The 20,147-nt window shown below is 43.9% G+C and carries 17 protein-coding genes; 5 read left to right on the forward strand and 12 right to left on the reverse strand.

Annotation, left to right across the window (positions count from 1 at the left end; translation table 11 throughout):
- Nucleotides 1–14 precede the first annotated feature (14 nt).
- The 5 genes from NAF19_RS03085 to NAF19_RS03105 form a co-directional block, all read right to left on the reverse strand.
- Nucleotides 15–1,352, reverse strand: coding sequence for a molecular chaperone DnaJ (locus NAF19_RS03085; protein WP_252788280.1), 1,338 nt, complete (start codon nt 1,350–1,352; stop codon nt 15–17).
- Between the two features lie 130 nt (nt 1,353–1,482).
- Nucleotides 1,483–2,826, reverse strand: coding sequence for a hypothetical protein (locus NAF19_RS03090; RefSeq protein ID WP_252788281.1), 1,344 nt, complete (start codon nt 2,824–2,826; stop codon nt 1,483–1,485).
- A 313-nt stretch (nt 2,827–3,139) separates the two neighbouring features.
- Nucleotides 3,140–3,355 (reverse strand): hypothetical protein, encoded by a 216-nt coding sequence (locus NAF19_RS03095; RefSeq protein ID WP_252788283.1) that lies wholly within the window; start codon nt 3,353–3,355, stop codon nt 3,140–3,142.
- Between the two features lie 192 nt (nt 3,356–3,547).
- On the reverse strand, nt 3,548–3,940 hold the full coding sequence (locus NAF19_RS03100) for a hypothetical protein (RefSeq protein ID WP_252788284.1): 393 nt from the start codon (nt 3,938–3,940) through the stop codon (nt 3,548–3,550).
- A gap of 21 nt (nt 3,941–3,961) precedes the next feature.
- Nucleotides 3,962–4,534 (reverse strand): RNA polymerase sigma factor, encoded by a 573-nt coding sequence (locus tag NAF19_RS03105; protein WP_252788285.1) that lies wholly within the window; start codon nt 4,532–4,534, stop codon nt 3,962–3,964.
- A gap of 218 nt (nt 4,535–4,752) precedes the next feature.
- Between NAF19_RS03105 and NAF19_RS03110 the strand changes: the two genes are divergently transcribed.
- From NAF19_RS03110 to NAF19_RS03120, 3 genes are all read left to right on the forward strand, one after another.
- On the forward strand, nt 4,753–5,091 hold the full coding sequence (locus NAF19_RS03110; protein ID WP_252788287.1) for a TfoX/Sxy family protein: 339 nt from the start codon (nt 4,753–4,755) through the stop codon (nt 5,089–5,091).
- A gap of 110 nt (nt 5,092–5,201) precedes the next feature.
- Nucleotides 5,202–5,648 carry a YybH family protein gene (locus tag NAF19_RS03115; protein WP_252788288.1) on the forward strand — a complete coding sequence of 149 codons (447 nt, stop codon included), beginning with the start codon at nt 5,202–5,204 and terminating at the stop codon, nt 5,646–5,648.
- 91 nt (nt 5,649–5,739) lie between these two features.
- Nucleotides 5,740–6,030 carry a GIY-YIG nuclease family protein gene (locus NAF19_RS03120; protein WP_252788289.1) on the forward strand — a complete coding sequence of 97 codons (291 nt, stop codon included), beginning with the start codon at nt 5,740–5,742 and terminating at the stop codon, nt 6,028–6,030.
- A 268-nt stretch (nt 6,031–6,298) separates the two neighbouring features.
- Here the strand turns inward: NAF19_RS03120 and NAF19_RS03125 are convergent, their stop codons facing one another.
- Both NAF19_RS03125 and NAF19_RS03130 read right to left on the reverse strand, forming a co-directional pair.
- On the reverse strand, nt 6,299–6,790 hold the full coding sequence (locus NAF19_RS03125) for a hypothetical protein (RefSeq protein ID WP_252788290.1): 492 nt from the start codon (nt 6,788–6,790) through the stop codon (nt 6,299–6,301).
- A 109-nt stretch (nt 6,791–6,899) separates the two neighbouring features.
- Nucleotides 6,900–9,074 (reverse strand): penicillin acylase family protein, encoded by a 2,175-nt coding sequence (locus tag NAF19_RS03130; RefSeq protein WP_252788291.1) that lies wholly within the window; start codon nt 9,072–9,074, stop codon nt 6,900–6,902.
- A 414-nt stretch (nt 9,075–9,488) separates the two neighbouring features.
- On the opposite strand from NAF19_RS03130, the gene NAF19_RS03135 reads away from it, so the two are divergent.
- Nucleotides 9,489–10,007 carry a hypothetical protein gene (locus NAF19_RS03135; RefSeq protein WP_252788292.1) on the forward strand — a complete coding sequence of 173 codons (519 nt, stop codon included), beginning with the start codon at nt 9,489–9,491 and terminating at the stop codon, nt 10,005–10,007.
- Nucleotides 10,008–10,112: 105 nt separating this feature from the next.
- Here the strand turns inward: NAF19_RS03135 and NAF19_RS03140 are convergent, their stop codons facing one another.
- Both NAF19_RS03140 and NAF19_RS03145 read right to left on the reverse strand, forming a co-directional pair.
- Complete coding sequence (locus tag NAF19_RS03140; RefSeq protein ID WP_252788293.1) at nt 10,113–11,204, reverse strand: DUF3810 domain-containing protein; 1,092 nt, start codon at nt 11,202–11,204, stop codon at nt 10,113–10,115.
- Between the two features lie 91 nt (nt 11,205–11,295).
- Nucleotides 11,296–11,799 (reverse strand): DUF2911 domain-containing protein, encoded by a 504-nt coding sequence (locus tag NAF19_RS03145; protein ID WP_252788294.1) that lies wholly within the window; start codon nt 11,797–11,799, stop codon nt 11,296–11,298.
- Between the two features lie 384 nt (nt 11,800–12,183).
- On the opposite strand from NAF19_RS03145, the gene NAF19_RS03150 reads away from it, so the two are divergent.
- Nucleotides 12,184–13,857 carry an ArnT family glycosyltransferase gene (locus tag NAF19_RS03150; RefSeq protein WP_252788295.1) on the forward strand — a complete coding sequence of 558 codons (1,674 nt, stop codon included), beginning with the start codon at nt 12,184–12,186 and terminating at the stop codon, nt 13,855–13,857.
- Here NAF19_RS03150 and NAF19_RS03155 read toward each other — a convergent pair.
- From NAF19_RS03155 to NAF19_RS03165, 3 genes are all read right to left on the reverse strand, one after another.
- Complete coding sequence (locus tag NAF19_RS03155) at nt 13,854–16,301, reverse strand: carboxypeptidase-like regulatory domain-containing protein (RefSeq protein ID WP_252788296.1); 2,448 nt, start codon at nt 16,299–16,301, stop codon at nt 13,854–13,856. The genes NAF19_RS03150 and NAF19_RS03155 overlap by 4 nt on opposite strands.
- Nucleotides 16,302–16,594: 293 nt before the next feature.
- A complete protein-coding gene (locus NAF19_RS03160) occupies nt 16,595–17,899 on the reverse strand; it encodes an HlyD family secretion protein (RefSeq protein ID WP_252788297.1) in 1,305 nt (434 codons plus the stop codon).
- Between the two features lie 47 nt (nt 17,900–17,946).
- On the reverse strand, nt 17,947–20,124 hold the full coding sequence (locus tag NAF19_RS03165; protein ID WP_252788298.1) for a peptidase domain-containing ABC transporter: 2,178 nt from the start codon (nt 20,122–20,124) through the stop codon (nt 17,947–17,949).
- Nucleotides 20,125–20,147: the final 23 nt, after the last annotated feature.

The raw sequence follows: 20,147 nt of genomic DNA on the forward strand, positions 1-20,147 counted from the left end.
TACCGTTCCTGGCATTATTGTTTCCCTGTACCATGGCAACACGGGCAGGGCGTATCAATATAACTTGTTGTGCCGGTTTTATTGCCATATTTATCAACCGTGGAATAAGTCTTATCAGTTTTCGTTTGTTGTTTGCCGCTGCCGTGGCAGCAGCTACAGGCGTTAAGATATACCGGCTGGCCTTTATCGTTAGCGTGCTGATTGTTATACCGGTCCATGGCATCATTGGCGCTTTGGGCGCGGTTATACTCGGCACGTTTTTCTTTCAGCTTCCACATTTGCATAATAACTATGGTAAGTCCCTTATAAGCGCTGGTTGCAGTCGTATCGTACCGGTACATCATGTTCGAGCCTTCGCGGTTAAAGTATAAAAACTCGTGCGGGCCCGGTGTACCAAAAACCTTATAGTTTGCGGCGCTGTAAAGCCGGCGTATAGCTTGCAGCAAAGCCAGGGTTTTGGGTTGCCCGCCTTGCAGGTAAATATTAAGCATGGTACCAAGTCCGCTGGTATCTTTTTGGTAATAGGCGGCATCGGCATTAAGCCAGGCGGGTGCCCGGTAGCGGGTTTCACCTGTTGATGTTTTGTAGGCATCTCCTACCGTATGGTCGTAATCGTTGTTGGCCTGTAATTCGTACAGTTTTTCGAGCGCGGTGCCTATACCACCATCGCCCCAAATATCGCCATAGTGCGATATTCCTATCGAGTCCTGCTCGGCATAGCCGGTCATTTTATAGGCCTTGCGGGTATCTTCGCGCCAGGCGGCCTCCTGTTTAGCTGCCGCTTTATCCCGCTCAATATGAAAATCAACCACGGGGCCTATTATCAAAACAGCTTTATGGTCCTTCAATGTGGCGCGGTAACGGGCCAGGGTGCTTTGGCTGTTTTTCTGGTAAATAGTTTGGGTACGCCAGCCATCGTTATTGCCATTAAACAAAGCATCATCATCCCGGTACATGTCTTTGGGTGTTTTGTCATTTATGTAATCATCCAGCATGTTATAAGGCCCATAAACGTTCTTGTAAGAGTTGGTGAGCAAATAAATGGCTTCTTCGAAATAAGCATAAGGTTTTTTACCGCTTATGGTTATCACGTAAAAGGTTTTGCCGTCTTTTTGGCTGATGTACTGGCTGGCAGCATCGAAGCATTTGATAGGGTTTACGGCATATTGCACCGTGCCGTTGGCCTGTGCAGTTTTTTGCCCCAGCCGGCTTTTAAAGCCATTGTTAGCTTCAATAACAAGGTTTTTAATAGAGTCCACCATCGGGCGTGCACCTTCAACCAGTTTTTCAATACTTTGGGCCGATGCCTGGCAGGCGATAAATAGTAAAACAATAAATAAGTACTTTTTCATAAAGAGGGATTCTTTAGGTACTAAAGATACGCTTTGATTTGCCTGTTTGAAATACCGGGGATTGGGTATATTTGGGTACGTGATGACTGTAGGCACTCATTGAAACGTCTTTAAACTCAAGACTCCCGACTCACTCCAACCCCGTACCGTTGCAACACTGGCAGGGCACATCTATGTAGGTTGAAGTTCCCGTTTTGTTGCCATAGCTATCGTAGGTAGCATAAACCTTGTCGGTTTTTTGAGGCTGCGTGCGGCGGCCGTGGCAACAAATGCAGGTCCTTAACTGTACGTGCCCGGTATTATCGTTAGCGTGCTGATTGTTGTAGCGTTCCGCAGCTTCCTCGGCGTTACGGGCGCGGTTAGCCTCGGCTATTTTTTCTTTCAGCTTCCACATTTGCATTACAATTATGGTGAGGCCCTTATAAACGCTGGTTGCGGTGGTATCGTGCCGGTACATCATGGTTGAGCCCTCGCGGTTAAAGTATAAAATTTCATGCGGGCCAGGTGTGCCATAAACTTTATAATTATTGGGGCTGTATATCCGGCGTATCGCCTGTAGCAAAGCCAGTGTTTTGGGTTGCCCCCCTTTCAGGTAAACATAAAGCATGGTGCCAAGCCCGCTGGTATCCTTTTTGTAATAGGCGGCATCGGCATTTAGCCAGGCTGGTGCGCGGTAGCGGGTTTCGCCGTCGGCTGTTTTGTAGGCATCGCCAATGGTATGGTCGTAATCGTTGTTGGCTTGTAACCCGTACAGTTTTTCGACCGCTGCGCCAATGCCGCCATCGCCCCAGATATCGCCATAGTGCGATATACCTATCGAGTCCTGCTCGGCATAGCCCGTCATTTTGTAAGCCTTACGGGTACGGTCGCGCCAGGCAGAATCCTTTTTAGCTGCTAGCCTGTCCCGCTCAATGTGAAAGTCGACCACGGGGCCTATTATCAAAATGGCTTTATTGTCCTTATCCCTGGTCCGGTATCGGGCCAAAATGGTGTGGCTTTTCTTTGTAGTAACGGTTGCGGTGCTCCAGCCATCGTTGGTGCCGTTAAATATAGCGTCATCACCGTGATACAATGACTTTTGGGCATCGTTATTTGCATCGATATAATCAGAAACGATGTTATATGGCCCTTCAACATCCTTGTAGTAACCGGTAAGCAGGTAAATAGCCCTGTCGAAATAGGCGAATTGCTTTTTGCCGCTAACGGTTATAACATAAAAGGCTTTGCCATCTTTTTGGCAGATGTACTGGCTGGCAGCATCAAAGCATTTAATAGGGTTTACAGCGTATTGTACCGTACCGTTGGCTTGTGGCGTTTTTTGCCCCAGCCGGTTTTTAAAACCAGTGTTGGCTTCACTAATAAGGTTCTTAATGGAATCCACCATCGGGCGGGCGCCTTCCGTCAATTTTTCAATACTTTGGGCCGATGCATGGCACGCGGCAAATAGCAAAATAGCAAATAAGTACTTTTTCATAAAGAGGGATTCTTTAGTACTAATTTACCCTTTAGTTTGCCTGTTGAAAATACCGGGGGTTGGGTATATTTTGGTACGTGGTGAAGGTAGGTTACCGTTAAACGCTCTTGAACTGTTTTTTAACCCAATACCCCTTCCACAACCAAAAACCCGAGATAATTATGACAGGAAAAAACACCCATCTAACCGCAAGCGCGGCATAGTGCAGCTGTGCAACCGGGCCGTAAATGTAACCGATAACGGGGATGCTTAAGATAATGTGCACCCAGCGTATTTACATTACGTTCGGTTGATGCTTTCATTGGTTGCTGATTTAATACTCCAGTTCGCGGCAATGGTAGCCGGCGGTTTGCAGCAGCGACTCGATGTAGCGTGGCGATACATCGTGGGCCTCGATGCGCAGGATGTTGTCGCAATCTTCCAAATCAAAATTCCAGCCGGTAATAGCCGGAACGGAGGTTAGCAAGGGTTTTACCTCGGTAACCTGTTCGGGTTTTTCAACGCTTGTTGTGAATATCAGGATGTCCATTTTTGTGAGTCTTAAGTCTAAAGTCGGAAGTCTTGAGTCAGAAAAACTGCGTTGGCCGCCGACTTATGGTATATTATTTAAACTTTTATATCAATAACTATCAGCAACTTAAATATTGGACAAAAGCACCTATATTTATTTAGTCTTGAGCCCCGCCGTACGACTAAGGACTCAAGACTATAGACTAATGACTTATTCAGCAGCCGGCTTTTCTTCCGCCTTTGTTTCCTGCCAGTATTTGGCGTAAGGGTGGTCGCCATGACGGCCCCAGTGGCCGCGACCGCAGTTTTCCATGCGGGCCTTAAACTTTTCGCGTTCTTCGGGCGTCATGTTTTCAAACTTTTCTTCCATTCGGTGGCGCATCCAGTTGCCACGACCGGGGCCTCCGCCTTTACCAAAACCGAATAGTATTTTGCATAAAACAAATATGCCCATGGCCTGCCAGAAGGTTATTGCGCCTACGTGTAATATGCCCGGCAGTAAGTTGTTCCATAAGGTCATCACCGCAAAGCTGATGACGGTGAGGAAGGCGGCAACCCCAAATGGAATAAAAATAAAACGCCTTTTATAAAGAAATGATTTCATGTTCGTAATTTTTTAATGTTTTTAATATTGTGTAATTTCCTCGTACAATTGTTTTAACCGTTTGCGCAGGTGCACCACCGCATACCGCTTGCGCGATACCAGGGTTTGCACGTTTATGCCTGTATTTTCGGCAATTTCGCTAAAGGGTATGTCGTCAAGCTCGTGCCACATAAACACCTCGCGTTGTTCAACCGGCAGTTCGTCAAGCGCAGTGAGCAACTGCTCCCAAAAAAGGTTGCGCAGGTATTCGGTTTCGGGCGTGTTTGCTTCCGTCATCAGGATGGCTTTAAAGTCCGGCGCATCATCGTCATCATCGCTGTCGGGCAGCATATCGTCCATTAAAACCTCGGTGTGCTTTTTATGCTTGTCCAGTATTTTATTACGGGCAACGCGGTAAAGCCACGCGCTGGTTTGCTCAATGGGTTCCGAATTTATAACCGAGCTAAACTGGTACCATACATCCTGCAGAATGTCTTCGGCATCGGCATCGTTTTTAACCCGCCGCCTTATAAAACCCAGCAAATTTTTACCATACGAAGCGATGGCTTGTATGATAGTTTGGTGGTTTTCTTCGGGCATTGCGGCGGTTATCAATTTATTTACTGTTATTTAATAGGGAAGACGACTGTCTTTCGGAAACATTTTAAGGAATTTGAAAAAAAGTCCAAAAGTCGGAAAAGTCCGAAAGTCCGGAAGATATTATTCGTTATATTGGACGGGTAATAGTGAACAAAATTACAAGTTACCACCATATTACCAATGATTTAATGAATGACAGGCAGCCACCATGCTACCAATGAACGAATGAACCAATGAACTACAATAAGAGACTTGCCGACAGAATCCGCGAAGCGTTAGTCCACCTGCCTGATGTGGAAGAGAAAGAAATGTTTCGCGGCGTTTGCTTTATGGTGAACGGTAAAATGTGTGTTTGTGTAAGCGGCGATGAAATGATGTGCCGCATCGGAGCGGAAGCTATTGAAGGCGTGCTCGACGAAAATGGCGTACGCCAAATGATGATGCGCGACAGGCCCGCCAAAGATTTTGTGTATGTGAGCGAGGAAGCCTTCCTGAATCAAAAAGACTTTGACCGCTGGATAAAACTGGCACTTGTTTTTAACCCCAAAGCGAAGGCGAGTAAGAAGAAATAGGTTGTGGAGGTTGTAGTTGTTGTAGAAGTTGAAGTGGTTTCAGAAACAAAATTTTCGCACATTAAAACGCTCTCTTTTCGGTAACTTCAACCTGAATTAAACTAAAAAACATGACTATTAACAAGAACTATTTTGCAAGACATTTTGTGCTGATGCTTTGCTTTTTATTTGCCGCAGCTGCCGTTAAGGCCCAAAGTGCCGAAAAAGAAATTATAGATGCCATGAACAATTCGGCATTGGAATGGAACAAAGGTCACCTGGATACCTTCGTCAGTTTATACGACCCATCGGCCACCATGATGTACCCTACCGGCCCGGTTGGAATGACCGGGATAACAGATCTTTATAAAAAGTCATACTTCAAGCCCGATGGTATGCCCAAGCAAAACCTGCGTTATTTTGATTTAAAAGTGCGTATGCTGGGTACCGATTATGCGTTGGTAACCGGTGGTTTTACACTTTATGGCAATAAATTACCGGAGCGCTCGGGAAGGTATTCGTTGGTATGTATACACACCAAAACAGGGTGGAAAATATTGCATGATCATTCGAGTTAATCACAAAACAAACAATAAAGGGGTGTCATGCTGAGGCACTCGAAGCATGAGCGCAGTGGCCTTTACGCCATGCTTTAACCGATAACATTAAATGAAACAGTATTTTGTTTACATACTTTTATGCAGCGATGACTCCTATTATACAGGAGTAACCAATGATATGGACAGACGTATGTATGAGCATGAAAACGGCCTGGACCCCGGCTCATACACATGCAAAAGGCGCCCTGTAAAAATGGTATTTTGTGTAGACTTTAACGATGTTAACCAGGCAATAGCGTTTGAAAAACAAGTTAAAGGCTGGAATACGAAAAAGAAAGAAGCAATTATAGCCGGTAATTGGGATTCATTGCCAGGATTGTCGGTTAGAAAAAGTTCGTGATGCATGGCGTACAGGGCCTTTGCCCGCATGCTTCGAGTGCCTCAGCATGACACCCGTTTTATATTACTCATTTAGAAAAAGTTCCTGATGCATGGCGGATGGGCCTTTGCCCGCATGCTTCGAGTGCCTCAGCATGACACCCTCCGTTGGGTTAATTATTCAATAAAAGTTCGTGATGCATGGTGTAGAGGCCCTTGCCCGCATGCTTCGAGTGACTCAGCATGACACCCGTTTTTTTGCCTACTGCCCACTCAAAACTGCCAACTGTCTATTCTATCCCCAAATATTCCTTCTGCTTTATCTCCACCATGCCTGATGTTTGGTCGCGGCGCAGGTAGATGCTTACTGCGTAGAAGCTGTTGTCGTAAATGTAAATATTATTGGCTTCGTCGGCGCCCTGGAACTTTAGGTCGAGGCCGAAACGCTTGGCCTGGGCAATCATGTTGATGATATGTTGCGGGTCGGTTGAGGTGTAGTGAACGGTGCGCAGTATATCGCCATTGTACAATTTGGTGTAGTTGCCTACTTCAATTTTTTCGGTATTGGGTTTGCCGGTAATATTTTTAAAATACTCCACCTCGTGCCCATTAACATCAATACTGTAATCCTGCCGAAAATAGTTGTTCTGCATTATATTATCGTAAACGTCGCTATTTTTAAGACTGGCGTAATAAATAAGGTCGGTAAACTTTGTGGTTTGTGCATGTATGCCAAGGCTGGCCAAAAGCATCACCGGCAACATTAACAGGTATTTTTTCATAACAACTTAAGTGTTTGTTCGATATCAAATATAACAGTCCTGAGTCTTAAGTCCAAAGTCTTGAGTCGGTTCTTCAAAGACTTTGGACTTAAGACTCAAGACTTGAGGCTCATTCCCCCGGATGATAAGTTTTCTCCGCGTGTTTTAACACATCGGCCTTATAAAACAAAACATCCTTAAACTTACCTTCAATATACATGCCAGCCTGATCGGTATAGTGTTTTGAAGCGGGATTGAACGATTGGCCGCCTGTAATTATAGTTTTTGCCTTAATACGGGTACCAAATTCCACAGCTGCAATAAAGCTATTGCCCGAATAGCCATAGCGTTTTTTGGTATCCATAGTGCGGCTCTGGAACGATGGCAACTGCCCAAACGCCGATGAAACCGCGCCAACCGGCAAACTTGGTGCATTATCGCTAAATGTTTTACCATCTGCCGGGCGCTGGTATCGGTTAATATCGCCCCATTTTGTTTCCCAGTTGCCGTAACGTTTGGTTACAGCACTTACCACTTCGGCAAATATTTCCAGTTGTTGTTTGGCAGTGAGCGTTTGCATCAAATTGTTTATACGTTCAGTTTGATAAGTTCCTTCCTCGTCGCTTTTTGCAGCCGGAAGTTTACGCATCAGCGCAGTACCCCATTCAACAGCCAGTGTGGTGGCCACCGAATTGGCATCCGAATTCCTGTCCCACTGCTTCATGGTATTTACAGGGCCGGCAAGCGCTTGCTTTACAGAGTCGGGTGTAGCCTCGTAAGCCTTAAACAACGGCGGCAGCAGCACATCAAAAGCAGCCAGGTAATGGTTATAACCCTTCGCAATCAATTCGTCAATAGAAAGTTTTTTGCCATCACCCAATAATTTAATGGCATTAACCGCGCGAAAGTTTTGGCCATCGGGTGCCATGTAAGCCGGGTACTTGTTTTTATCCGGACTGTATTTGCCCGATGAAGCAAAAGGAGTTGAATTGCAATTTTGTATCCAGCCGTTGGCAGGGTTGTAAACATGCACGCTTTCATCAACCGGGTGCAGGCCCTGCCACTCAGTCGCAGAGGTGCTACCATCTACTGGTAAGCGCCAATCATAAGCCGGGTTACGTTTCGGCATAAAATTACCGTACCAAAAAGCAATATTGCCCTGGTCGTCGGCATAAACGGTGTTATTGGTTGCATTTTGCAGCAGTCCCATTGCCTTTTTGTATTCGGCAAATGTTTTTGCCTTTGTTATCAGCCACGATTCTACCAAAGCATTGTACGAGCGGTTATTTGCTTTCAAAGCCAGCCATTTGCCATCGCGACTACCCAGTACGGGACCATGATGGGTGTAATAACCCGTGATGACCTTTTGCTCCACTCCTGCTGCAGTTTTTATATTCAATACCAGTTTGCGGGTAGTTACCGGCTTCAACTTGCCATCGTATTCGTAAAACCATTGGCCGTCTTTTTTAGTAACCTTTTCAGCGTACAAATCGCCAACATCGGCATTGCTGCTGGTGTGCATCCAACCACAGTGTGGGTTAAAACCCTGGTAAACAAAAAACTGTCCCCAGGTTACTGCGCCGTATACGTCCAGGCCTTCATCGCTTACCAGTTGCACTTCGCTCCTGAAATAAAACGGCACATGCGGATTAATGTATAACATGGCATGCCCCGATTTTGATTTGGATGGCGCAATGGCAAATCCGTTGGAACCGGTTTCCCTGTCATCAACCTTTGGCCTGTAAACTGCGCCTATTTTTTCGGGCTCATTGCCATAAAATTTAGCCGTTTCGCCCAGGTTTATGCCACCGGTTACGGTCGCCGATACGCTACCATCGGTAAACATGAGCGCATACCACGGCTCAAAGTGCTGAAAAACAGCCGGTTTAATAGCAGGGTGAGTGTATAAATAATAGTTCACACCGTCGGCAAAAGCATCCATTAATTCCCTGAACCAGGGGGCTGCTGCTCTATAATCCTTAATGGCATCGGCTGTATCTGCTATTAATTGCAGCTGCACATCCGTATAAAGCTCCTTGCTGCCTGCAACCTCGGTTTGCCTGCCCAATTGGTATAAATAGTTTTGTTCTATACCCTTAAAATTATCCTCGCATTCGGTGTACATCAGCCCAAAAACGGCATTAGCGTCTGTTTTGCCATAAATATGCGGTACGCCCCAATTGTCGCGCACAATGGTAACTGCCGCTGCCTGCTGCTTAAACCGTTTTATTTCTGTTGATGAATATTTTTGGGCAAAACATAATATCGGGGATAGTATTAGGGCAATAATTAAATTTTTCTTCATAATAACAATCGTTTTGCCCTTTATTTTGTAATAAATAGGCTATTTTTACATCACATTGTTAATTAGTGTTAAAAATACAATTGTTAATTATACTAAATATTATTTAACACCGTTGGCATTTTAGCTTTAACTAATATAGGCCGAAATTGCTTAAATAGGTATAGCTTTTGATATATCTATTTATTATTATAAAAATGTTACATAGCGGCCTAACAGCCTGTTACATAAAGAGCTTGGGTGATTTTAAACATGTTATCTGAGATTTAGTTGATCAACATTATTTGAATGATGTTGTGTGCGTTCCGGGGTGAGATACGGAACGCATTTTTTTTGTGTATAAAGGTTGAAGTTCCTGAAAAATAACGGAAACATTTTTGATACTTCTGCTATTATAACTGTATAAACCACACAGGTATGAAATACGCATTTGTAATTGGCTCGAGCGCATTTATTGTGCAGGGCAAAACTATAAGCTACGGCGAAGAAGGTAACTGGAAACACTTTTTAAGAATTAATTCGGTTTCGCAGGGCGGACCGGGACCGAACGACTCGCATCTTGAAATTGACCTGGATATTAAAGATATTGACGGTACACGGGTAACAATTCTTGCGAACAAGCCGGTAACCGGTGCTCATTATTCTATAGTTACCGAAAGCGACAGTATTAAAATACTACGGCTGGACGGAACAACCATCATACACGTGCACCAACTGGACAATGATTCGGCTATGAGCCTTGAGCATAACATAGTGGCCGAACTGGAAGTGCATGCCCCTGTTGCGGTAATACGCATCAGCGGCGAGTTTTACGTAGATAGCCTGCACATCCGCGCCGAAAACGAAAAGCTGATGATAAATGATAACGGCTACGCAACGTCGGCATTAGCCGGCAAAAACGATTTGAAGTTTACCGCGGAAGGGGTGATTTTGTAAGGAAGTTCATAGTTGATGGTTCATGGTTCATAGCCGCTGGAATATTTTTTTGTCTTGACTCTTGGTTCTTGGCTCTTGACTCTCTTCACCATGAACTATGAACCATCAACTATGAACTCTTTTCTCATACATCGCCATTACCAGTAAAATCATGCGGTTGTAGGTTTCAAGGCCCTGGGGTTGGTTGTTTACTTTTAAAAACTTGTCGTAAAAAATACTGGTAATTATTTCAGCCCTGCTTTGGTAGGCCCGCCAATAGGCCCGTTCGTTCACAAAATCCTGGTGAACGGCTTTTGATACCCGGGGCTTTAGTTCTTTATTAGCCAGGCTGTCACGGTAATACAGCGCATGCATAAATTCGTCAACTGCAAGGTGATAGGCTGAATAGCGCAGCAGTTTATCGTGCGAATTTATTCCTGCTAAAAAGCCCACAAAGTCTGCTTCATCCTCGGGCCCATAGCCCATCTGGTGCGACATTTCATGACAGGCAACTACCGGGCGGTTAAAAACAGGCATCTGGTAGTTTATTTGCGCCTCGCCGGTAAACGGGTTAAAATATCCCGAGGTACCGATATAATTTAATACTGGCGTTAATATAGATGGCTTTACGCCGGGATGATAGCTGCGAAATTGAATAGAATCAGCCGATAACTTACTGATTGCGGCTACTGCATTTTGGTATATTGTTGAGTTTGGTTGCCCAAAATCGGCAGGTGTTAAACGGGCCCGGGTAGCATTGGCGCTGTCAATAAGCATAGTTGTAACCGCCTTCAGATTTGCCGTAGTGTAACTGGTATCCCTAAGGTTTAACCTTTCACCGGCAGATGGCCGAAAGTAGTTCATCCCCCAAAACAAATAAAATATCAAAATGGCAGCCTGTACTTTTATAATAATGCCACCTGCCAAAAAAACAGCAGGCATAAACTGCTTTTTAAAAAGCAGTTTTATAAAACGGTACAAAGCAAAAAACAAATAGCCTATTACAAAAATGTACAGCACGTCGCCCACACTAAACGGAAAAACATTGAGCACGGGATGCAGCAGGTAACAAACTACGGGGTAAAGGCTTTCAGAAAAATAGCGTTCCACAGCACGCGGGTAACCTGCAAAAAACATCAGCAAAAAAATAGCTGCAAGCAGTGCGGCTATTGTTATTGCTTTAAACTTTAGTTGCTTTTTAACGGTATTACTTAACATGCGCGGTAAATATAGCAATATGCCGGTTTTAGGGCACAAAAAAGCCCTCCGTAAATACGGAAGGCTCTTAATGGTAATTTATCAGCGTAAATTATTTTATCGAAACCGGGATGCTTATTTTATCCCAATCCATACTAAAACCACTTTTGCTGAATACGTAAGTCAATGATTCTGTCATTGCATGTGCTTTAGGGGTTACCATTACACGCAGTGCATCCTGTGCCTGGTCGTATTTAAATGCGCCCCATTGCTCGGCTGTTTTGTTAAAAATAACGGTCCACTGGCCTTTTTCAACAGGGATAACAAAAAATGCGTATTTGCCTTTTGCTAATTTTTTACCTTCAACGGTAATGTCTTTGTCGGTAGTAAAAGTTGTCGCCGAATCGGCGCCTGCGCGGTAAACTTTACCGTATGGCTCAAGACCTCCCCAAATTTTACGGCCTTTAACAAAAGGGCTACCGTAACGGATGGTGATATTTGCACCGGCCACCCTGCCTTTTACGCCTTTGTGCGGGCTTTGCGCCATAGCTGCCGTAGATAGTAAAACGGCACATAGTAAAAATGATAGCGCCTTAATTTGAAATACTGCTTTCATAATAAATATTTTATTGGTTATAATTTGTTATAAAGATAAACTGAAAATTTGGACTTTTAGTGTCAAATTAGCGTCTAATTATCAATAATGGCCTCATAACAATATGCGTTAACAGCCTTTTACCCCTGTTTAAACTACTATTCGAAAATATTTAAAAATCGGGTGCCGAATACAAAACAAAAACAATATTGTAACGTTCTAAATATCAGAATCATATTGCAGTTAGGAATTGACCGAAAGGTTAAACAATTGTTGTGATTTTTGGCCTCACGCCCACAGGGTGTGAGGTTTTTTGTTTTAAACCCTGCGCCTATTCTTCCCGGCTGTTTTATTTAACCGCATACCTTATATTTGCCGGGTATTTATAAATCGCCGCGCAATTAAATGAGGGATACAAATAAGATATTTTACCTGTTATTATTTGTAGTGGCGCTTGCTGTTAATTTTGCCGGCATAAACGTCAACTTTTTTACCGACGACCCCGGTCTGTATGCGACCATAGCCAAAACGCTCCTTTATAAAAAGGATTTTTTTGAACTCTACACCTATAACCAGGATTGGCTGGACAAACCACATTTTCCGTTTTGGATGGTATTGGCCAGCTTTAAGTTATTTGGCGTAAGCGTTTGGGCCTATCGCTTACCTGCTTTACTTTTTTTTACGCTGAGCCTTGTTTATACCTGGCTGCTTGCGCGCAGGTATTACGGATGGCAGGTTGCCTTTACCGCAGTTATGATATTGATGACGGCAGTAGAGGTATTACTTTCAAATACCGACACCAGGGCCGAGCCCTACCTTATGGCGTTGATACCAGGCGCCATTTATCACATAGCTAAACTGAATGAGCGTTATAGTTGGGGGCAATTATTGATGGCGGCACTGCTTACCGCCTGCGCTATAATGACCAAAGGCATATTTGTGATAATCGCTATTTATGGTGCCCTGCTTGGCCAGCTTATTTTTCAAAAACAATTTAAGCAGATATTTAAGCTGAAGTGGCTGGCCCTGGGAGTGCTTACTATCGTATTTGTGCTGCCCGAGTTGTATGCCCTTTACACCCAGTTTGATCTGCATCCCGAAAAAACGACATTTGGCAGGCACAACGTATCAGGTATTAAGTGGTTTTTGTGGGATAGTCAATTTGGTCGTTTCATAAACTCCGGACCAATAAGTCGTGAAGATACAGGTAGTAAATTCTTTTACTTACATACACTGCTTTGGGCCTTTGCACCTTGGTGCCTGGTATTTTATTACGCTGTGTTTAAAAACATAAAGCAGATATTTCGCGGTGAAAAACTGGCGGAGTATTATACCATTGGCGGTGGGTTGTTATTGTTGGTACTTTTTTCACTGTCCGGCTTCCAACTGCCGTTCTATACAAATTCGGTATTTCCGTTGTTCGCCATTTTTACAGCGCCGTTTTACGTCAACCAGCTAAGTAAACTTGAGGAAAAGTTCAGGACTATTTCGCAATGGGTATCTATTATACTGTTACCCATTATTGTAGCAGTGCTCAATTACTTTTTACGGCCGGCCAATTATTTACTTTTTTGGGTGGATGTTGTTTTGTTTGGGTTGATAATTTTTGCGGCCATTGTAAGAATCAGGGAAGCACATTTCCGCCTTTTTGTTTTTAGCTGTGCCGCTGCTCTATTTGTGGGGTTTTATTTAAATACTGTGCTGTTTAATCAAATTACACCTTACAAAGGTGAAATCGCCGCCGCACAATACATCAATCAAAAACAGTTTGATAGCGTGCATATCTATTCTGTAAAGTTCGAGAATAATAATTTCCAGTTCTATTGCAAACGGCCGGTTGACTTTGTGCCGATTGATAAATTTGACCAGTTCACCTCAACCGAAGCTTCAGTATTTTATGTAAACGGGCGCTCGATGGATACCCTGGTGAAACGCAGGGCAAAATTCACGATATTGAAATCGTTTATAAACTATCCGCAGGAAAACATCATGCCCAGGTTTATCAATAAAACCGCCAGGCACGATGTTTTAAACCACGTGTTTTTAATTACCCGGCCGGTTGCCGGGCATCAGCACTAGTTAACTTTGTATTTAAAAACCTGGCGGCCTAAATTGCCATTCACGTCAATGCCTTCAATAACTACCCGGTAAGTGCCGGTACCATCGGCATTAAAGAAACTAACTGCACCATTGCCACCTGAATCGGTAACCACGTTGGGGTTCCAGTAAATTGTAGTGCGGTTATCCGGGCCTTTGCTGGCGTCAGCTACGTTATACTGCGGCGAATAAAACTCTTTTGCCTTATAGAACCCTGCAGGTGTAAATGAATAAACACCTGGCGACATCTCTTTACTAATTGTTGCATCCGCCCCAAGCGTTTGCCTGGTTGTAATAACTATAACCCCGGCACCTCCCCTAACACCGTAAATGGTTGCATTATTTTGTTTTAAAATTTCAACCGTTTCAACCATTCGGGGCGGAATATCGTCAATTTGCCGGCCACCTACAATGCCGTCAACAACTATTAACATTGGGTTACCCATAGTTCCGCCGGGAGTAAGTGTTTGGCCTGTTTTTAAATATGGCAAACCATTTTCAAAATCAACATCGCGGGCAATGCCGTTTAACGCTGTTACAAGCGAAGGTGCATTTACAAAATTATCTCCATTAATTACCTGGTCGGCATGGCCTGGCCCACCTAAGTTTGATGAACGATAGGAGGCAGTTTTTTTAGGCCCAACAACGCGGTCATCTTTTAAATAGACCCGCGAGTCGTTGCTGGCGGTCATCTGCCCTGCTTTTTGGCTATTTTGCAGTGATGCAAGTATATCGGCATTGGAGTTATAATCGGCATCCACTGTGTTGGCCGGGTCGATGGCGGCACCGGCTTCTGGCGCATCCAGCGTTATAATAGCGGCATTTTTGCCCGATTTGGAATCTGTTCTCAATACAAAGCTCGCCCCCGTTTCAAAAACCATGTCGGCGAATTTAAAATTTCCCTGAGCATCGGTAGTTGCAGTTTTAAGTCCTCCGCCGGCGTTTGGCACCAGGTTAACCGCTACATTGGGTACAGGCGCCCCCGCCTTGGTTTTTACTTTACCGGTTATATCAATTAACCGCTCTGGCTTATAAACTGCTGCTGTGGTAGTTGAGTTATCAGCCAAAAGTTGTTTCCAAACAAAACGGCGATAGCCCTGGGTAAGCATCAAAGCATCAAGGTTGGCGCGTGTTTCGTTATTTACATTAGCAAAGTAATAGTTAGGCTTTTCAACATATCCTTTTAAGTCCGACGTTAGCAAAATATTGGTAAGAATGGTACTTTCAGCATTTTCATCAACCAAAATTTTGCTTTCATCTATAACAGATACCGAGAACGACCCTCTTGCCGGGCCTTCGGTACTTTTTGCATTAAAGTTTAGCAATACGTTTTCGCGTTTGCCAAATGATGACTTATTGCTGGTGACTGCAACATTAAGCAAGTCGGGGTTTTGTATAAATGCCAGGCGTTCGCTCAGCGGTTCGCCTTTATCCGAAAACAGGGTTATTTGCATTATACCCGTTTTCATGCCCGCAGTTGGCAAATCAAGCCCCAAAACCTCGCTATCCAGCTTGGTATTTACCTTTTTTACCGAACCTGACCAGTATATCAACAGGTTCACCTCTTTATTCAAGTTTTCTTTATAATAAGCCCGGTTGGCCCTTATTTCTATCGATATTTTCGAAGGGTCGTTCGTATTAACAGCCAGTGCAATCCCTTTTGCAGCCGCATCGGGCAAATTAACGGTAGCTTGCGTTCCATTACTGTAGGTTACTTTGGCTTTGTATTTCTTACCCTCTTCGGGGACAAACTCAAATACACCCATACCCAAATGGCTTGAAGGAATTTTGACTACCTCGGTATTGGCATCATCTAAAATTACTCCCTTAACATCAATGCCAAGTCCATCTGCACCTATTGCCTTAAAGGCTACTTTCGTGTGAACATCGGTTACCATGTTACCGCCCTCCGGGAAAAACTGCAATGCCGGCTGTCCGGCTTTTTTATTAACCACAGCTACCCTGTCGACGTTGTTTATTGAACTTACGGAAATGTTTTTGTCGAAAAAGTAAGCATGATCGCCATTACGCATGTAATTGGTGTAGGCCCTTACGCGGTAGTTGCCTTTTTGCAACGTGTCGGGCAACGAAAAATCGCCCCATCCTACCCCATTGGTAAGCTGGATTGATTTTGTTTGCAACAAAGCATCGTTTTTACCAATAAGGTCGACATGCAATATACCGCTTATGGTGGAAGGTTGGTGCAGCTCGCCCATTGTTACATAAGTTTTAAAATATATTACATCACCCGCTACATAGTAAGGGTAAGGCCTGTCGAAATGTAAATAAGCTTTTTCAATAATACGGTCGGTAATGGTAGTTTTTATCTTCGAAACCGCGTTTTCTAAAACAGGGCTACTGCCCTGGCAAAAAGCAATTGTTTGTATCGAGAATAACAAAGTAATCGTAAAAAATATCTTTCTCATGTAAAGTAATTTTGTGTGCGCTAACGGTTCCCGGGTCGTATTTTTTTTACCCTTTAGTAAGGCAGTTAAAAAACTATCGGTTTATTTCAATACTATTAAAAACGGCTCTTTACTTCCAGTCAAAAAGAAAGCTAAGTATTTATAAAGCAATGCATTAAAAAAGCAAAAAAACCGGGTATTTAAATTGGGTTTATAAATATACCGATCTTTTTAAAAAAGAAAAATTTTATTCCTTAAAACTTTAGTTTGAAATTCAAAACAGCCCTATCAATTTGATTTTTAGACCATTAAATTTACTTATTGCCTAATATTTTAAAGAAACTACGGGTAATGCGCTGTAGAATTGTGGCATCCTGCGTAATTATCTCCGCATCGGCCACCATGCCCTGCTTCAGATGGATGGGTTTTCTTAAATCAGACGAGTTTTTTATTTTAAAATCAACCTTCGAGATAAAGATGCTGTCCTTATAAGGTACATCAGCAATGTATTTTATCCGGCCGCGAATCATGCCATATTCTTCAAAAGGGTAGCTCCTTAGCTTTACCAGCACTTCCTGCCCTTCTTTAACCTTGCCCATGTTATTTTGCGAAATAGTCATCTCGCCAAAAAACGCCTCATTACCGGGGTCGATATAAAAAACCTCCTGCCCGGCGGTTAGCACCTGGTTTTTTTGAATAATACCCGCGTACGACAATTTGCCCGCCTGCGATGCTGTTAATACATATTTATTTTTCCAGTCCTCTGCTGTGCTGATAAGACTGTTAAGCGCCTGCAAAAACTTCGATTTTTCTTCCAACACCTGGTTATCCAACTCTAAAATTTCCTTTTGCTTGGCGGCGTAATTATTATCGCCATTTATTATAGCCGATTCAGTTTGCAGCAGTGAAGTTTTTTTTGCCAGGTATTTGCTCTCTTCCTGCCGCAGCTCTGCTTTGGTTTCTACTTTTTGCTGAGCGAGTTTTTTGTGCATTTCGTATTCGTCATCTGTGAGCGAAAAATCGAGCTGTTCGATGTTTTTTTGGCTATTAAGCTGTTGCTGCTGGACCGATAGGTTACTTAAATCCTTTTGCAGATAGGCTTTCTTTTTAATCAAAAAACCATTGTCAATTGTCGATTTATAAGCAAGGTACTCCTGCGAAAAAGCCTGGTAGGCAGCTTGCAATTCACCAAGCTGGGTGTTCCCGGCCTGGCCAACAACCAGATTATTTAGCGGTTTATTTTGCGCTAACTGCAGTTGCAACAGTTTAACATTGGCCAGCAAAGCCAGCACTTTATCATGATCTGCAGTGCTTTCAAGATAGGCAAGCGGCTCACCAGCGGTAACCACCTGCTTTTCGTTCACAAGCAATTGTACAAGCTTGCCTGATATTTTTGAAACTACCGGCTTTGGCGAATTTGGCGAATCAACCTTTAATTGGGCATTTACTATATCGGGGTACTTTATTAACGCGCCCAGCAGCACTATCAAAACCAGGATTCCAAAAAACAAGGAGATACCCCAACGCAATAACCAGCCCGGCACTGCGGTAATGATATCCTGCATGTCGTCGGTGTGGCGGGCATCCGGATTTAGCTTGTCTGTGTATATTGATGGCATGGTGTTAGAGATTAGAGGTTGGAGATTAGAGATTAGTTGAAAGCGGGCTATGTTCCTAACTCCAATTGGTTTTTCACTAATTTATAATAGTCGCCTTTTAATGCGGTTAATTCGCGGTGTGTACCTTGTTCAACAATACGGCCTTTGTCCAGTAATATAATGTTGTCAGCATTGCTTACCGTGCTTAGGCGGTGAGCCACAATTACGACGGTCCGTCCTTTAAAAAATTCGGCAAGGTTGTCCATTATTACCCGTTCGTTATTGGCATCAAGCGCGTTGGTAGCTTCATCGAAAAATATGTATTGCGGGTTTTTATAAACGGCCCTTGCTATCAGCATACGCTGACGCTGGCCCTGGCTTATCCCGTTGCCTTCGGCGCCAATTTTTGTGTTTAAGCCCAGCGGCAGGCCATCTATAAAATCCTGTATATTGGCCACTTTTATGGCATGCCGCAGTTTTTCCTTATCAGGGTAGTCATCGCCAACGGCTATGTTCCGTTCAATGGACTCGGAAAATATAAAACCATCCTGCATAACCACACCACATTGGCCACGCCATGTTTTAAAGCCGATGTTATTGATAGATTGCTCCCCAACTTTTATCTCGCCTTTTTGCGGCTCGTAAAAACGTAGCAGCAACTTTAAAATAGTGGTTTTCCCACTACCGCTCATGCCTACGATGGCTGTGGTTTTTCCTTCGGGTATGCTCAGATCTATATCCTCCAACACAGGTTCGTTACCTGCGCCCGGGTAGCGGAATGTCAGTTTATTTATGCTGAGGCTTTTGTTTTCGGGCAGGGTGTGGCTCCATTCCTTGTTCACCGGCTCTTCGTCGTCCATCTGGTGGATTTCGTTGAGCCTTTCCAAACTAATTTTGGCATCTTGGAAACCTTGAATAAAGCCCAGCAACTGTTCAATGGGACTGCTCAACTGACCCACAATATATTGCACCGCAACCATCGCACCCAACGTCAGGTTGCCGTTTATTACGGCCTGGGCGCTTAAAAATGTAATGAGGATATTTTTTCCTTCGTTTATAAATGTAGCGCCGCCCTGCTGGTACTGGCTAAGCGCCAGGTTTTTTACGTTGAACTTAAATAGCCGTGCCTGTATGTGCTCCCATTCCCAGCGTTTTTGTTGTTCGCAGTTGTTGAGCTTAATTTCCTGCATGCCGCCTATCAGCTGCACAATGCTGCTTTGGTTTTTGGCCGATACCTCAAAACTTTTATAGTTTAAGGCGCGGCGGCGTTTTAAGAAAAGCACTATCCAGCCAATGTACAATGCGCTGCTCACCGCAAATACAAAAAACACTCCGATGTTATAGTAGGCCAGCACAACCGAAAACACTGCCAGGTTAAACATACTGAATACAGTGCTCAGGGTCGACCCTGTTAAAAAGGTCTGGATGTTTCTCTGGTCGTTCATGCGCTGCATAATGTCGCCCGTCATTTTGGTATCGAAAAAACTCATGGGCAGCTTCATCAGCTTTATCAAAAAATCGGTAAGGATGGATATGTTGATGCGTGTACTGATGTGCAGCAGTATCCAGCTGCGGATAAATTCTACGCTTACCCGGCCAAGTATTAGCGCTGTTTGGGCGATAAGAATAATGTAGACGAAATTGAGGTTACGGGTATTAATACCGATATCCACCACCGATTGCGTTAAAAACGGCGCGATCAATTGTAGCAAACTGCCTATGCCCAGTCCGAAAAGCAATTGCAAAACCAGTTTACGATAGGCAATCAGATACCTAAACAAAAACGACCAGCTAACCTCGGTGCCTTTTTCGTCGTCCTGCTCGTAAAATTGCGGGGTTGGAGCTAATAGGAGGGCTATGCCTTCTTCGTTTTCTTTATCGCCAACCCAATTGCGGGTAAAATCAGCTTCGTTAAGGGTTACCAGGCCGGCAGCCGGGTCGGCGAGGTAATACTTATGGTTTTTTATTTTATACAGCACCACAAAGTGATTTTGGCGCCAGTGTAAAATACAGGGTAGTTCGGCCTCTTTTAGCTGGGATACACTAAGTTTCACCCCCAGCGAACGAAAGCCCGTTTTTTCTGCAGCATCGCTTATGCCCAGCAGCGAAACGCCTTCGCGGTTTATTTCACAAAGCTTCCGCAGTGTTTGCACCTTAAAATTACGCCCGTAGTGCTTTGCCACCATGCGTAAGCAGGTAGGGCCGCAGTCCATTTGATCAGGTTGTTTATAGTGGGTGAAAGGCATAGGACGTATTATTTATTAACGAA

Source organism: Mucilaginibacter flavidus (assembly GCF_024055575.1).
In the GTDB taxonomy this organism is placed as follows: Bacteria; Bacteroidota; Bacteroidia; order Sphingobacteriales; family Sphingobacteriaceae; genus Mucilaginibacter; species Mucilaginibacter flavidus.